The following is a 15,342-nucleotide window of genomic DNA, read 5'->3' as shown; positions in this document are numbered from 1 at the left end:
TAATTATTGTTTTAATCTTAATCTTACTATCATGAGACTAAAATTACCTTTGATTTTCATTTTTATCAGTATTTATTCATGGTCTCAGACCACTACTACATTTTCAGCAACTGGACCAGGTACATTTGTCGTTGCGGCTGGACTTACCTCTATAACGGCTGAATGCTGGGGAGCTGGTGGAGCTGGAGGGGGAAATGATATTAGTAGTTCAGCAGCAGGAGGAGGTGGAGGTGGTTACAGTAAATCTATACTCACCGTAGCCCCAAATACTACCCTAAATTATACGGTTGGTTCAGGAGGAATAGGAACTACAGCAAATGGTGTCGCAGGAACGGCTTCTACTTTTGCGACATTATCCGCAAATGGAGGTTTGGGGGGAACAAGCGGAGGTACTGGAGGAACTGTTGGCGTTGGTGGAACAGGTGGTACTGGTTCTACCCATAATGGTGGAAATGGAGCCAATGGAAGCCTTGTCCTTACTTTGCTATATTCAGGAGGTGGAGGAGGTAGTGCAGGTACCGCGTCAAATGGTAATGCCGCATCAGGTAATGCTGGAGGTGCAATAGTTACTGGCGGTGGAGCTGGTGGTAATGGAGCAACTTTAGCAGGAAATGGTGGCAATGGTGGTTTACCAGGCGGCGGCGGAGGCGGCGGTCTTGTTTTATTGGGTCTTGGTAATAATAAAGGCGGAAATGGCGGAAATGGACAGATAAAAATAACATATACATGTCCAACTTACAATATTTCTGGAACAGCACCAGGTAATGCATGTGTAACAGATGGTTACTCTGCAGTGGTATTATCATCAACTCCGACACTATTGCCAGTTGGTAATTATACTGTAACGTATGATCGAACTAATCCAACAGGAACAGCTTTAACAGCTCCGATGACGGTTACTACAGCTGGAACAGGAAATTTTACAGCTTCTGGTTTTAACACGCCAGGAACAAGTACCATAACAATAAAAAATATTACATCGGGTACTTGTAGCTCTCCAATCACTGGGGCAGCTGCGGCTAATGTAACAGTTGTAGCGGCAAGTGTTGGAGGAACACTAGCGGGTGGAAGTGCTATTTGTAGTGGTGCTACAAGTGGTGCTTTAACATTATCTGGACAAACAGGGACAGTTGTAAAATGGCAATCTTCTGTTAGTCCATTTTCTACTTGGACAGATATTGCAAGTACAGCTGGGCTCACTACTTATACTTCAGGAGCATTAACCCAGACAACTCAATTTAAAGCTATAGTGCAGAACGGTGTATGCAATAGTGTAGAATCTAGTGTAGCTACTGTAACAGTGAATCCGCTTCCTACGATTTCACTTGGAACTGCGGGAGCAGTCTGTACTAGTGCTTCAGCCCAGACAAGCAATTTAACTTATACAACAGTAACCAATTCGCCGACCACTTACAGCATAACATGGAATGCAAGCCCTACAAATAGTTTTGCAGCAGTTACAAATACAGCATTACCAGCAAGTCCAATCAGTATTGCCGTTCCCGCTGGAACGGCAGCAGGAACCTATACGGGAAATTTAACAGTGCGTAATGCCAACGGCTGCGTGTCGGCTGTAAATACTTTTACCGTTACAGTGAATCCGCTTCCGACCATTACACTTGGAACGGCTGGGGCAGTCTGTTTGAGTGCTTCAGCCCAGGCGACCAATTTAAATTATACGGCGGTAACCAATTCGCCGACCACTTACAGCATAACATGGAATGCAAGCCCGAGCAATAGTTTTGCCGCAGTTACGAATGCCGCATTACCATCAAGTCCAATCAGTATTTCTGTTCCAGCAGGTACGGCGGCGGGAACGTATACTGGTAATTTAACAGTGCGCAATGCCAACGGCTGTGTTTCGGCAGTAAATGCTTTTACCGTTACAGTGAATCCGCTTCCTACGATTTCACTTGGAACGGCTGGGGCAGTCTGTTCGAGTGCTTCAGTCCAGACAACGAATTTAAATTATACGGCAGTAACCAATTCTCCGACCACTTACAGCATAACATGGAATGCAAGCCCGACCAATAGTTTTGCTGCGGTTACAGATACTGCATTGCCGGCAAGTCCAATAAGTATTTCTGTTCCGCCAGGAACGGCAGCAGGAACCTATACGGGAAATTTAACAGTGCGTAATGCCAACGGCTGCGTGTCGGCTGTAAATACTTTTACCGTTACAGTGAATCCGCTTCCGACCATTACACTTGGAACGGCTGGGGCAGTCTGTTTGAGTGCTTCAGCCCAGGCGACCAATTTAAATTATACGGCGGTAACCAATTCGCCGACCACTTACAGCATAACATGGAATGCAAGCCCGAGCAATAGTTTTGCCGCAGTTACGAATGCCACATTACCATCAAGTCCAATCAGTATTTCTGTTCCAGCAGGTACGGCGGCGGGAACGTATACTGGTAATTTAACAGTGCGCAATGCCAACGGCTGTGTTTCGGCAGTAAATGCTTTTACCGTTACAGTGAATCCGCTTCCTACGATTTCACTTGGAACGGCTGGGGCAGTCTGTTCGAGTGCTTCAGTCCAGACAACGAATTTAAATTATACGGCAGTAACCAATTCTCCGACCACTTACAGCATAACATGGAATGCAAGCCCGACCAATAGTTTTGCTGCGGTTACAGATACTGCATTGCCGGCAAGTCCAATAAGTATTTCTGTTCCGCCAGGAACGGCAGCAGGAACCTATACGGGAAATTTAACAGTGCGTAATGCCAACGGCTGCGTGTCGGCTGTAAATACTTTTAACGTTACAGTGAATCCGCTTCCGACCATTACACTTGGAACGGCTGGGGCAGTCTGTTTGAGTGCTTCAGCCCAGACGACCAATTTAAATTATACGGCGGTAACCAATTCTCCGACGACTTACAGCATAACATGGAATGCAAGCCCTACCAATAGTTTTGCCGCAGTTACGAATGCCACATTACCGGCAAGTCCAATCAGTATTTCTGTTCCAGCAGGTACGGCGGCGGGAACGTATACTGGTAATTTAACAGTGCGCAATGCCAACGGCTGCGTTTCGGCAGTAAATGCTTTTACGGTTACAGTGAATCCGCTTCCGACCATTACACTTGGGACAGCTGGGGCAGTCTGTTCGAGTGCTTCAGCCCAGACAACGAATTTAAATTATACGGCGGTAACCAATTCGCCGACGACTTACAGCATAACATGGAATGCAAGTCCTACCAATAGTTTTGCTGCGGTTACAGATACCGCATTGCCGGCAAGTCCAATCAGTATTTCTGTTCCGGCAGGAACAGCAGCAGGAACCTATACGGGTAACTTGACAGTAAAAAATGCCAACGGCTGCGTTTCGGCAGTAAATGCTTTTACAGTTACAGTGAATCCGCTTCCGACCATTACACTTGGAACGGCTGGGGCAGTCTGTTCGAGTGCTTCAGCCCAGACAACGAATTTAAATTATACGGCAGTAACCAATTCTCCGACGACTTACAGCATAACATGGAATGCAAGTCCTACCAATAGTTTTGCTGCGGTTACGAATGCCACATTACCATCAAGTCCAATCAGTATTTCTGTTCCAGCAGGTACGGCGGCGGGAACGTATACTGGTAATTTAACAGTGCGCAATGCCAACGGCTGTGTTTCGGCAGTAAATGCTTTTACGGTTACAGTGAATCCGCTTCCTACGATTTCACTTGGAACAGCTGGGGCAGTCTGTTCGAGTGCTTCAGCCCAGACGACCAATTTAAATTATACGGCGGTAACCAATTCTCCGACCACTTACAGCATAACATGGAATGCAAGTCCTACCAATAGTTTTGCCGCAGTTACGAATGCCGCATTACCATCAAGTCCAATCAGTATTTCTGTTCCAGCAAACACGGCGGCGGGAACGTATACGGGTAATTTAACAGTGCGCAATGCCAACGGCTGCGTGTCGGCTGTAAATACTTTTACTGTTACAGTGAATCCGCTTCCGACCATTACACTTGGAACAGCTGGGGCAGTCTGTTCGAGTGCTTCAGCCCAGACAACGAATTTAAATTATACGGCAGTAACCAACTCTCCGACCACTTACAGCATAACATGGAATGCAAGCCCGACCAATAGTTTTGTCGCAGTTACAGACGCTTCATTACCAGCAAGTCCAATCAGTATTTCTATTCCGGCAGGAACAGCTGCAGGAACCTATGTGGGAAACTTGACTGTAAAAAATGCCAATGGCTGTGTTTCAGTTTTAAATGCGTTTACAATATTAATAAACGGTGTATCTGCTGCTCCGACGGCTTCAGCTACCCAGCAGCCTACCTGTCAGGATAATGTAGGCACAATAACAGTTACTTCTCCAGCTACAGGAACAGGTTATTCTTATAGTATCGATGGAGTTGATTTTACTAATACTTCAGGGATATTTACAGGCCTTGCTTCGGGAAATTATAATGTAAAAGTGAAAAACACAACAACGGGTTGTGAATCTCCATCAACATTAATTACAATAAATTCATTTATTGCTAAAGTGTGGAATGGGAATGTCGATACAAGTTGGGGCAATCCAGCAAATTGGACTCCAGAAGGAGTTCCTTTAGCTTCGGATTGTGTTGATATTCCAGACGTAGTAAATAACCCGATTATTTCGGGTACAAATGGAACTTTCTTTGCCAATAGATTAACAATACAAAATGAAGGTTCTTTAATTGTTGAAGGCACAAATACAATTACGGTCACAAATGAAGTAAAAGTTTTAGGCAACGGTGTTTTTATGTTTGAAAATAATTCAAGTTTAGTTCAGGTTTTAAACTCAGTTAACGAAGGAAATATTATTTATAAAAGAGAGACAAAACCTGTAAGACGCTATGACCTTACGCATTGGTCATCTCCAGTAACTAGAGTTCCGGCATTTAAACTTTATGATTTAACGCCAACTACATTAGGAGATAAATTTTTTAAATATGATCCAGTAAGTGCATGGGTAATTATTTATAACGGAAATGAGGAAATGATGAAAGGAAAAGGCTATAGTATTCGAGCTCCACAGGTCTATGATATCAATACACCTCAGATATATCCGGGTCAATTTGTTGGTGTCCCTAATAATGGAGATATTTTGGGGCCGGATGTTGTTGCTGGGAGATACAGTCTTTTTGGCAATCCATACCCATCAGCCATTTATGCGGATCAATTCATTCATGACAATTCGGATAATATTTACGGAACAATATATATCTGGACACACAATACACTGCCTCAACAAAGTGTTCCGGGAGAACATTATCTTTATTATAGTGATGATGATTATGCTATTTATAACTTGTCTGGTAGTGTTACGGTTGGTGGCATGGTAGGAACTCCAGCACCAAATCCTGGAAATCAAAGCGTACCGGATGGTTACATTGCAGCAGGACAAGGGTTTATAGTTAGGGCAAGAACAAATAATAAATCTCTTTTTACTAATTCTATGCGGGTTGCTGGTCGTAATAGTCAGTTTTTTAAATCGGGTCAAACTACTGAGATAGAAAAACATCGTGTTTGGTTAAATTTATACAATACCCAAGGAGTGTTTAAGCAGCTTTTAATTGGATATGCTACAGGAGCCACAAATTTTTGGGATAATAATTTTGATGCTGTAAGTCTGGATGCACTTCAATATGCAGATTTCTACAGTATAAATGAAAACAAAAAACTTGTAATTCAAGGCAGGGCACTTCCGTTTACGGTATCCGATACAATTCCATTAGGATATAGATCTGCTTTAGAAGGAGAATTTACGATAGCTATAGATCACAGCGATGGGAATTTAAGTAATCAGGCAATCTATCTTCAAGATAATGTAACTAAGAAATTGCACAATCTTACCACAGGAGGTTATACTTTTACAACTGGAATAGGATCTTTTAATAAACGTTTTGTACTTCGATATGCAGATCCTACTGTTACTTTAGGGAATGAAGAATTTACCACTTTTGATGGAAGTGTTTCCGTTTCAGTAAAAGATAAAAACATCAAACTGCAATCCTTTTCGGAAACTGAAAATCTTGAAGAAACTTCCATTTACGATTCTGGAGGTAAATTATTGTATAATAAAAAAGGAATTAACAATAAAGAATGGGTTATTAATAATTTAAGGTCTGGACCACAGGTATTATTGGTTAAAGTAACTTTGGATAATGGACATACTGTGACAAAAAAAATAATTATGGATTAAATAAAAAAGTCGGTTGAGAAATTTAAAAACTCAACTGACTTTTTTCCTATTATGCCGAACGCTTTAAATTTTCGTGGGTATTTGTAATTGCTTTTTTGTTTTTATAATCAATCCATTTCTGGCCTTTTATTTTTCGCATCATAATATCAAAATGCCGCATAATAAAAACGTTATAAGCAGCCTTGGATAAATTGGCAATATTTCGCGGGAATGCACGAAGACTCATTGAAAATCCTGGTGTTAAATATTTCATATAATGCCAATATCCTTCGGGCATATACAACATTTCGCCATGTTTTAAATTAGTAATATAACCTTCTGCATTTTTGAGCGCTGGAAATTTTTCGTAATCGGGATTATCAAAATCAATGTCTTCCCTCGAAATTAAAGCATGCGGAACTTTATACATGTATTTGGATTGGTCTGGAGCAAAAATCATGCACTGCTTTTCTCCGTGAAAATGAAAATGCAGAATATTAGAATAATCAATATCATAATGCATAAACACTCTGGCATTTTCTCCTCCAAAAAATAGCATTGGCAATTGTTTGACTAATTTTAAACCAATTTCCGGCCATAAAAAATCATTTCTTAACGTTGGCACATCTTTCATTAAATTATAAAGGAAGATACGGTAGTTGGTAGGTTTAGATTCTAAAAGATTGATATAATCGCTCATTTTCATTTTTAAATGAGCTTCATTAAATCCTTCTTCATGGTTTACAGGACGATCATCATAAAGAGGAACTGTAATATCACCTGCAATAGCGTTAATATAGGATAATTTCCATTTTTGATAAGCTGGCCAGTCTTCTGTCAGCTCTTCAACAACAACAGGAATTTGTTTTTTTACATATTGGGAAATAAAATCTTCTTTAGAAATTTTTTTGACCCTTTCTATTTGTTTTAATTTCATTTTTCTAATAAAAAAAATTGCTTATAACTCTGAGCTACAAGCAATTTAAAAATATTTATTGAGAATTATGAACTCTTTTGACTAAATTTTTGATTTGATCGATGCTTCAATATTTCTTTCAATAGTATGTTTGGGTCTTGACCATTTTGGTTTTTCTCCCAAATCATTAAATTGAGAATCGGCAGCTTCAACCGTTTTAGGCTGCATTATTTTTATAAAAGGTTTTTGAGCAACCATTCCTAGAGTTTCAAACATTTTCATGTCCTCATTTACATCTGGATTTGGTGTAGTAAGTAATTTGTCTCCTGCGAATATTGAATTTGCTCCTGCAAAAAAGCACATAGCTTGGCCTTCGCGTGACATATTGGTTCTTCCGGCAGACAATCGAACTTGTGTTTCGGGCATTACAATTCTTGTGGTAGCGACCATTCGAATCATTTCCCAAATTTCAACTGGTTGTTCTTCTTCCATTGGAGTTCCTTCAACAGCGACTAAAGCATTTATAGGAACAGATTCTGGCTGCGGATTTAAAGTGGAAAGTGCCACAAGCATACCCGCACGGTCTTCAATACTTTCTCCCATTCCGATAATGCCACCGCTGCAAACCGTAACATTGGTTTTACGAACATTTTCAATAGTCTGTAAGCGGTCTTCAAAACCTCTAGTTGAAATCACATCTTTATAATATTCTTCAGAAGTATCTAAGTTGTGATTGTAAGCATACAAACCAGCTTCTGCCAGACGTTTAGCTTGGTTTTCGGTTAACATTCCTAAAGTACAGCAAACCTCCATGTCGAGTTTATTAATGGTGCGAACCATTTCTAAAACCTGATCAAACTCTTCACCATCTTTCACGTTTCTCCAAGCCGCACCCATACAGACACGTGAAGATCCGTTTGATTTTGCTCGTAATGCCTGTGCTTTTACTTGGCTTACACTCATTAAATCATTTCCTTCAACTCCTGTATTGTATCTTGCAGCTTGCGGACAATAACCGCAGTCTTCTGGACAACCGCCTGTTTTTATAGAAAGTAAAGTAGATACTTGAACAACATTGGGGTCGTGTTGCTCTCTATGAATTGTTGCCGCTTCATAAAGCAAATCCATTAAAGGTTTGTTGTAGATGGCAATAATTTCGTCTTTTGTCCAATTGTGTTTTTTAATGCTCATGGATAAATTGTTTTTTTGTAATATTAAAAGTAAGTAAATTACGACAACAGATATAGAAGACTATTCGAAATGGATATTTTTGAGTTTTTTTCAAAAAAGAAACACTCAATAATCATAAAATTTCTTAATTCTATGATTATTGAGTGTTTAAAAAGTGGTTTTTATTCTGATTACTTAATCAGCCGCATATTTGTTATTCCAATACAACATCATCATTAAAGTCACAATTACCGATGAAGCGATTCCTTCAAACAATAAACAAATGCAATAAGTTGGTACAGATGGATCTCCTCCGAACATAAACGTTTCAGATAAAGTTCTTACGTAAGCGTCTCCGCCTCGAGCGTAGCTGTAGACCAATAATCCAAATACGCTTAGCGATACTCCGACCACAGAAGTAGCCATTGCAGAAACAGCATTCGATACAAAATTGGTTTCTCCCTCATGAAGGTTCATCTGCATTGTCCTGTTAACACCGTAAAATATAAAGAATACATTAAGTGTTCTTAAATAAAACAAATCTGCTAAACCCAAAACATTCATTAGTAAAAAGTAAATGCCTATTCCGAGAAAAATCAAAAAACCGTTGGTAATTTCTTTAGGTAGTTTCATAGTGGTTACTTTTAAAGAAGTTAATAGTAAATATTTGAAAAACAGTGTTCTATCAAATTTACTAAAAAAATAACTACGATGATTTAAAAATGGTAAAAACTATTGATGTTGGTTTTTAAAGAAGATTTATAAAGGCCAAAGCTTCGTTTCGATCTTGATTGAGCTGTGCTTTTAAAGCATCAACAGAACCAAATTTCTGCTCTTCACGAATATAGCGAAGTAATGAAACTTTTATGTTTTGATCGTAAATATCTTCATCAAAATCAAAAAGATGCACTTCAATGGTTTGTCTGTCTCCGTTAACTGTCGGATTATAACCAATATTCATCATACCGTAAACAATTTGGTTATTCACAACTGCTCTTACAACATAAACACCAATTTTTGGAATTAGTTTGTAATCTTCTTCAATATGAATGTTTGCTGTTGGAAAGCCGATTGTTCTACCTAATTGTTTTCCCTTTACCACAGTTCCACTTAGAAAATATTGATATCCTAAATATTCATTAGCCAAAGCCATATTGCCTTCGTTTAGAGCTTTTCTGATTTTGGTTGAACTTACTGAAACATCCTGAATCTCTTCAGCAGAAATTTGTTCTACTTCAAATCCGTATGCTTCGCCGAAAGCAATTAAATCATCAATATTCGCAGTTCGGTTGCGTCCAAAACGATGATCATGTCCAATGATTATTTTCTGAATCTGAAATTTATCAACCAAAATGGTATGCACAAATTCTTCAGCAGTCAATCTTGAAAAACTTTCGTTAAAAGGATGAACGATTAAATTTTCAATACCAGTTGCTTCAAGCAGTTCTGTTTTTTCACTGATGGTATTGAGCAGTCTAATCTCTGATTTTTCTTGAAGAACCATTCTTGGATGTGGAAAGAAGGTAAGAACCAAACTTTCGTATTTCCCATTTTCAGTATTCTGTGTAATTCTTTCTAGAATTTTTTTGTGACCAATATGCACGCCGTCAAAGGTACCAAGAGTTAAGATTGTTTTCTTGGTCGACTGAAAATCGTTTATAGAATGAAAGAGCTTCAAAACAAATTATTTAAGATGCTGCAAATTTATACTATTCTGTTTTAAATTTAATACTGCGAAATTGAATTATTAGCTAAGTTTAATTTCTTTTTGTGAAAATAAGCCTACTCGTCGATGAAAATAGATTAATTGTCTTATATATTGCACAATCTAAATTAATTGAAGTAATTTTGATGTAATAATTTTAGGGTATGAAAAAACAATTACTTTATATATTTCTTATTTTCTGCAATGTAGCAGTAAATGCTCAGAATGACGTTTTGTGGCAGAAAGTAACTTCTTCTTCATCGCTTTCGCGAAAAGCAAATGTTTCAGGTTCGGGCAAGCTTTATTTTATGTTAAATGCAGATCTGCTTAACGCGAAATTGACATCGACAACCAGTAAATTGGCCTCTAGTGCTGAAACTGAGATCACAATTCCAAACACAGAGGGAACTTTAGAACGTTTCTCTGTTAGGGAATCCTCTAATTTTGATCCAGAATTGCAGGCTAAATATCCAGAAATTAGAGCTTATGAAGGAAGAGGAATAGATGATAAAAATGCTAAAATTCATTTTAGTGTTGCTCCAATCGGAATGCAGACCATGGTTTTTCGTGTAGATAAGCCAACAGAATATATCGAACAGAATCCAGATAATAAAGCAGAATATGTTTTGTTTAAATCCGCAGATAATGCAGATTCGAAAATGCGTTTAGAATGCAAAACAGCCAATTCAATTTCTGAAAATAAATCTTCAGCAACTGCAAAAACAGCTTCAAATACCCAACAGCTTAAAACGTTTCGTTTAGCTTTATCGTGTACGGCAGAATATACCACTTATTTTGGCGGAACAAAGGCGGGAGCATTGGCAGGTATGAATGCAACTTTAACTCGAGTAAATGGAATTTTTGATAGAGATCTTTCTGTAAAGCTAGTCTTGATAGCGAATAATGAAGATGTAATTTATTTAGATTCTAGAACAGATCCTTATTCTGACGCAGCTGCAGGAGCGGCTCTTACTAATCCGACTTGGGGAAAAGAAGTTCAGACTACTTTGAGCAGTGTAATTGGAGATGCAAATTATGATATCGGACATTTGTTTGGAGCTTCAGGAGGAGGAGGTAACGCAAATTGTATAGGGTGTGTTTGTGTGAATCCAACTTCTAGTAATCCTTTAGCAAAAGGTTCAGCGTATACTTCTCCTTCAGATAGAAGACCTCAGGGGGATACTTTTGATGTTGATTTTGTGGCTCATGAAATGGGGCATCAATTGGGAGGTTCTCATACTTTTTCTTATGAACTGGAAGGTTTAGGAACAAGTTATGAGCCTGGAAGTGGCTCGACTATCATGGCATATGCTGGTGTAACAAGAGGTTATAATATTCAGAATAATTCGGATGATTATTTTTCTTATGCCAGTATTAATCAGATTCAGAATAATTTGGCAACAAAGACTTGTCCAGTTTCTACGCCAATAACGAATAATCCGCCTGTCATAGATGCGGGAGCTGATTATACGATTCCGATTAGCACTCCATTTGTTTTAAAAGGAACAGGTTCTGATCCAGAAGGCGGCACTATAACTTATACTTGGGAACAATATGATAGCGCCATTAATACTTCAGGAGACAATAGTTTGACTTATCCAACAAAACCAAACGGCCCCATGTTTAGATCTTTTAAGCCGACAACTTCACCGATTCGTTATATGCCAGCTTTGAGTTCTGTTTTGAGCAATACGCTTACCACTTCATGGGAGTCAGTTTCTTCTATTGCTAAGACAATGAATTTTACTTTGACAGGAAGAGATAATGCGCCAATTGGAACAGCACAAACGGGTGCAGATGCTATGGTAGTTACTGTAAGTGCGGCAGCAGGGCCTTTCGCAGTAACTTCACAAAATAATGGAGATGTAGCCTGGAGCAAAGGATCTGCTCAAGTTATTACTTGGAATGTCAATAATACTAATGCACTTCCAGGATCCTCAAATGTTAATATCAAATTGTCTTTAGATGGCGGTTTGACATTTCCGATCACTCTAGCTTCTGCTACTGCAAATGATGGTTCAGAAACGATATTAGTTCCATCAGACATTGAAGCGTCTACCAATTGCAGACTTTTAATTGAACCCGTAAATAATATTTATTATGCTGTAAATCGAACTTCGTTTGCCATAGGGTATTCTATTGCAACAACCTGTTCGACCTATAATTTTGAAGGCGGTTATTCTACAGATAATACGTCTACTTTTATCAATAAAACTGTTAATGTGCCAACTTCGACGGGAACAGTTTCAGATGTAAATGTTTCTGTGAATGTTACCCATGCAAGATTTTCAGATCTTGAAATGCAGATCGTAAGCCCAAGCGGAACGGTTGTAAGTTTATTTAATAAAAGCTGTGGTACTACTAATTCAACCTTAGCGCTTCAGTTTGATGACAGTGGCACTAGTTTAAACTGCGGTACAACAACAAACCAGATTGTGGTTCCAGCAAGTGCTTTGACTGCATTTAATAATGAAAATCCTCAAGGAACTTGGACATTTGGGGTTCGTGATGCCGTTACAGGAGCATTAGGGACTATAAATTCGGCTTCGGTGAATATTTGTAATAAAACCTATACATTAGGAAATTCTGATTTTGAAAATATTGATTTTGCTTTATATCCTAATCCAAGCAAAGGGCGTTTTACGATTCAGTTCAGCAGAGATTCTATAAAAGAAGTAAAAATATATGTACACGATATTTTAGGGAAATATGTCTATAATAATACTTTTCAGGGATCAGGATATTTTATTCAGGATATTCAGCTGCCAAATGTGCCTTCTGGACTTTATCTCGTTACAGTTGACGACGGAGAAAAAAGAATCGTCAGGAAGATTTTAGTAAACTAAGATTGATTAAAACCCCAATACTTTAAAATCCAAATTCCAAAACTTACTTTAAGCTTACTGGAATTTGGATTTTTTATTGAAATTTGATTTTAAGAGTGCGCCATCGCCATACAAACAATACTGATTTTTGCGTCAGGAATTTTTAGCAGTGCCCTGGCGCAAGCTTCAAGTGTTGCACCCGTTGTAAGCACATCGTCAACAATCAGAAAATGTTTGTTTTGATTTTCTTCTGTTGAAATTACATCAAATATGTTTTCAATATTTTCAGAACGGCCTAAAAGATTTTTCTTGGATTGTGTTTTGGAGTACACTTTTCGAAACAGAATATTTTCATTGAAAGGAATTTGAAAACTAGAAGCAATTGCCTTTCCAAAATTTGTCACCTGATTATAACCTCGTTCTTTAAATTTCTTTTTATGAAGCGGAACAGGAATTACAACATCAAAAGGAATTTCGAGTTGAAGTTCTTTTAAGTCTTCGGCATACCAGTTTCCTAAAACAGTTCCGATTTCCTGATGGCCTTTGTATTTTAAATTATGAATGAGTTCCTGAACCATTCCTTTTTTATTAAAATACAAAAAAGCCGATGCAAACTGAATGTCAATTTTGCCGTAAAACTTTTTTATGGCCTCATTTTTTGGATCTAAATGATATTGAGTTAGAGGCATTTCGTGTCGGCAGGAAGTACAGAAAACAGTTTCATTTTGCAGTAAAAGAGTTCGACATCCGTCACAGACTTTCGGGAAAAACAAATTTATTAGATAATTAATCACAAAAAGAAAGATTTTATTTACGAAAATAACAAAATCAATGGTTCAATCTTTATAATTTTTCTTTTTTTTAAAGGTACTTTTTATATTTTTGCATCACTATGGCAAAACAAGAAGATATATTTAAGAATGTGGTTTCGCACGCAAAAGAGTACGGATTTATTTTTCCGTCAAGCGAAGTTTACGACGGATTAAGTGCAGTCTACGATTATGCACAAAATGGAGTCGAGTTAAAAAAGAATATCCGTGAATATTGGTGGAAATCAATGGTTCAGATGAATGAAAATATTGTCGGCCTTGATGCTGCGATATTGATGCACCCAACAACTTGGAAAGCTTCAGGCCACGTTGATGCATTCAATGACCCATTAATTGATAATAAAGATTCTAAAAAGAGATATAGAGCTGACGTTTTGGTTGAAGATCATGCTGAAAAAATTCACCAAAAAGCACAAAAAGAAATTGACAAAGCAAAAGCTCGTTTTGGAGATGCATTCAACGAACAAGAGTTCATTACAACTAATGCTCGTGTTATTGAATATTTGGCTAAAGAAAAAGAAATTAGAGAGCGTTTAGGGCGTTCTTTAGGTGCAGGTGATTTGGCTGATGTAAAAGCTTTGATTGAAGAGCTTGAAATTGCTGATCCTGAAACTGGTTCTAAAAACTGGACAGAGGTAAAACAATTTAACTTAATGTTCGGAACAAAACTAGGTGCATCTGCAGAGAATGCAATGGATTTATATTTGCGTCCAGAAACAGCACAGGGTATTTTCGTAAACTTTTTGAATGTTCAGAAATCAGGTCGTATGAAAGTTCCTTTCGGAATTGCTCAGACGGGTAAAGCGTTTAGAAACGAGATTGTGGCAAGACAATTTATTTTCCGTATGCGTGAGTTTGAACAAATGGAAATGCAATTTTTTGTTCGTCCAGGAGAAGAAATGAAATCATACGAGTACTGGAAAGAAACGCGTTTGAAATGGCATTTATCTTTAGGATTAGGAAAAGAAAATTACCGTTTTCACGATCACGAAAAATTAGCACACTACGCAAATGCGGCGGCGGATATCGAATTTAATTTCCCATTTGGATTCAAAGAATTGGAAGGAATTCACTCTCGTACCGATTTCGATTTAAAAGCACACGAAGAATATTCAGGAAGAAAATTACAATATTTTGATCCAGAATTAAACGAAAACTATGTTCCTTATGTAGTAGAAACTTCAGTAGGTTTAGATCGTATGTTCTTGGCAGTTTTTGCAACTTCATTAAAAGAAGAAACATTAGAAGATGGTTCTACAAGAACAGTTTTAAAATTACCAGCGGTTTTAGCACCAACTAAAGCAGCGGTTTTACCATTAGTTAAAAAAGATGGTTTGCCAGAAGTTTCCAGAAAAATTATCGAAGATTTGAAATGGGATTTCAATGTGGCGTATGATGAAAAAGATGCTGTAGGACGTCGTTACAGAAGACAAGATGCTTTAGGAACGCCTTTCTGTATTACAGTGGATCATCAGACATTGGAAGACGAAACGGTAACGATTCGTCATAGAGATACAATGAAACAAGACCGTGTGAAAATTGCTGAATTAAGAGGTATTATCGAAAACGAAGTTTCGATGAAAAACTGGTTAATGAAAATGTAATCTTTACATACTATACTATAGATCCCAAATTCCGTAAAGGAGTTTGGGATTTTTGATTTTTAAAAAGACGTATTTTATCGATGTTTTTTGCATTTCATCATTATGTATCAACATTTTAATGTAATGTGT

Annotated in this window: 8 protein-coding genes; 3 read left to right on the top strand and 5 right to left on the bottom strand. The window is 38.0% G+C overall.

The window, feature by feature from the left end:
• The first annotated feature begins 31 nt into the window (after positions 1-31).
• On the top strand, positions 32-6,184 hold the full coding sequence (locus tag P2W65_RS04120) for a DUF8693 domain-containing protein (protein ID WP_289663700.1): 6,153 nt from the start codon (positions 32-34) through the stop codon (positions 6,182-6,184).
• Between the two features lie 49 nt (positions 6,185-6,233).
• Here the strand turns inward: P2W65_RS04120 and P2W65_RS04115 are convergent, their stop codons facing one another.
• From P2W65_RS04115 to P2W65_RS04100, 4 genes are all read right to left on the bottom strand, one after another.
• Positions 6,234-7,100: a cupin-like domain-containing protein gene (locus P2W65_RS04115; RefSeq protein WP_289663698.1), complete on the bottom strand. Its 867-nt coding sequence runs from the start codon at positions 7,098-7,100 to the stop codon at positions 6,234-6,236.
• Positions 7,101-7,181: 81 nt separating this feature from the next.
• On the bottom strand, positions 7,182-8,270 hold the full coding sequence (bioB, locus tag P2W65_RS04110; protein WP_289663697.1) for a biotin synthase BioB: 1,089 nt from the start codon (positions 8,268-8,270) through the stop codon (positions 7,182-7,184).
• A gap of 174 nt (positions 8,271-8,444) precedes the next feature.
• Positions 8,445-8,882 (bottom strand): hypothetical protein, encoded by a 438-nt coding sequence (locus P2W65_RS04105; protein ID WP_091494255.1) that lies wholly within the window; start codon positions 8,880-8,882, stop codon positions 8,445-8,447.
• Positions 8,883-8,997: 115 nt separating this feature from the next.
• On the bottom strand, positions 8,998-9,927 hold the full coding sequence (locus P2W65_RS04100; RefSeq protein ID WP_289663696.1) for a bifunctional riboflavin kinase/FAD synthetase: 930 nt from the start codon (positions 9,925-9,927) through the stop codon (positions 8,998-9,000).
• Positions 9,928-10,118: 191 nt separating this feature from the next.
• On the opposite strand from P2W65_RS04100, the gene P2W65_RS04095 reads away from it, so the two are divergent.
• Entirely contained in the window at positions 10,119-12,800 is a 2,682-nt protein-coding gene (locus tag P2W65_RS04095) for a zinc-dependent metalloprotease (RefSeq protein ID WP_289663695.1), read from the top strand.
• A gap of 89 nt (positions 12,801-12,889) precedes the next feature.
• Here P2W65_RS04095 and P2W65_RS04090 read toward each other — a convergent pair whose 3' ends face one another.
• Entirely contained in the window at positions 12,890-13,573 is a 684-nt protein-coding gene (locus P2W65_RS04090; protein WP_289663694.1) for a ComF family protein, read from the bottom strand.
• Between the two features lie 98 nt (positions 13,574-13,671).
• On the opposite strand from P2W65_RS04090, the gene P2W65_RS04085 reads away from it, so the two are divergent.
• Entirely contained in the window at positions 13,672-15,213 is a 1,542-nt protein-coding gene (locus P2W65_RS04085) for a glycine--tRNA ligase (protein ID WP_289663693.1), read from the top strand.
• Positions 15,214-15,342: the final 129 nt, after the last annotated feature.

Source organism: Flavobacterium panacagri (assembly GCF_030378165.1).
GTDB lineage: Bacteria > Bacteroidota > Bacteroidia > Flavobacteriales > Flavobacteriaceae > Flavobacterium > Flavobacterium panacagri.
The sequence above is the reverse complement of the archived record's forward strand: the minus strand, read 5'-3'. Positions and strand labels throughout refer to the sequence as shown.

Bases quoted from the DNA above. Each gene is read 5' to 3' on its own strand.
- P2W65_RS04120 (WP_289663700.1), top strand. From the start codon at position 32: ATGAGACTAAAATTACCTTTGATTTTCATTTTTATCAGTATTTATTCA.
- P2W65_RS04115 (WP_289663698.1), bottom strand. From the start codon at position 7,100: ATGAAATTAAAACAAATAGAAAGGGTCAAAAAAATTTCTAAAGAAGAT.
- bioB (WP_289663697.1), bottom strand. From the start codon at position 8,270: ATGAGCATTAAAAAACACAATTGGACAAAAGACGAAATTATTGCCATC.
- P2W65_RS04105 (WP_091494255.1), bottom strand. From the start codon at position 8,882: ATGAAACTACCTAAAGAAATTACCAACGGTTTTTTGATTTTTCTCGGA.
- P2W65_RS04095 (WP_289663695.1), top strand. From the start codon at position 10,119: ATGAAAAAACAATTACTTTATATATTTCTTATTTTCTGCAATGTAGCA.
- P2W65_RS04085 (WP_289663693.1), top strand. From the start codon at position 13,672: ATGGCAAAACAAGAAGATATATTTAAGAATGTGGTTTCGCACGCAAAA.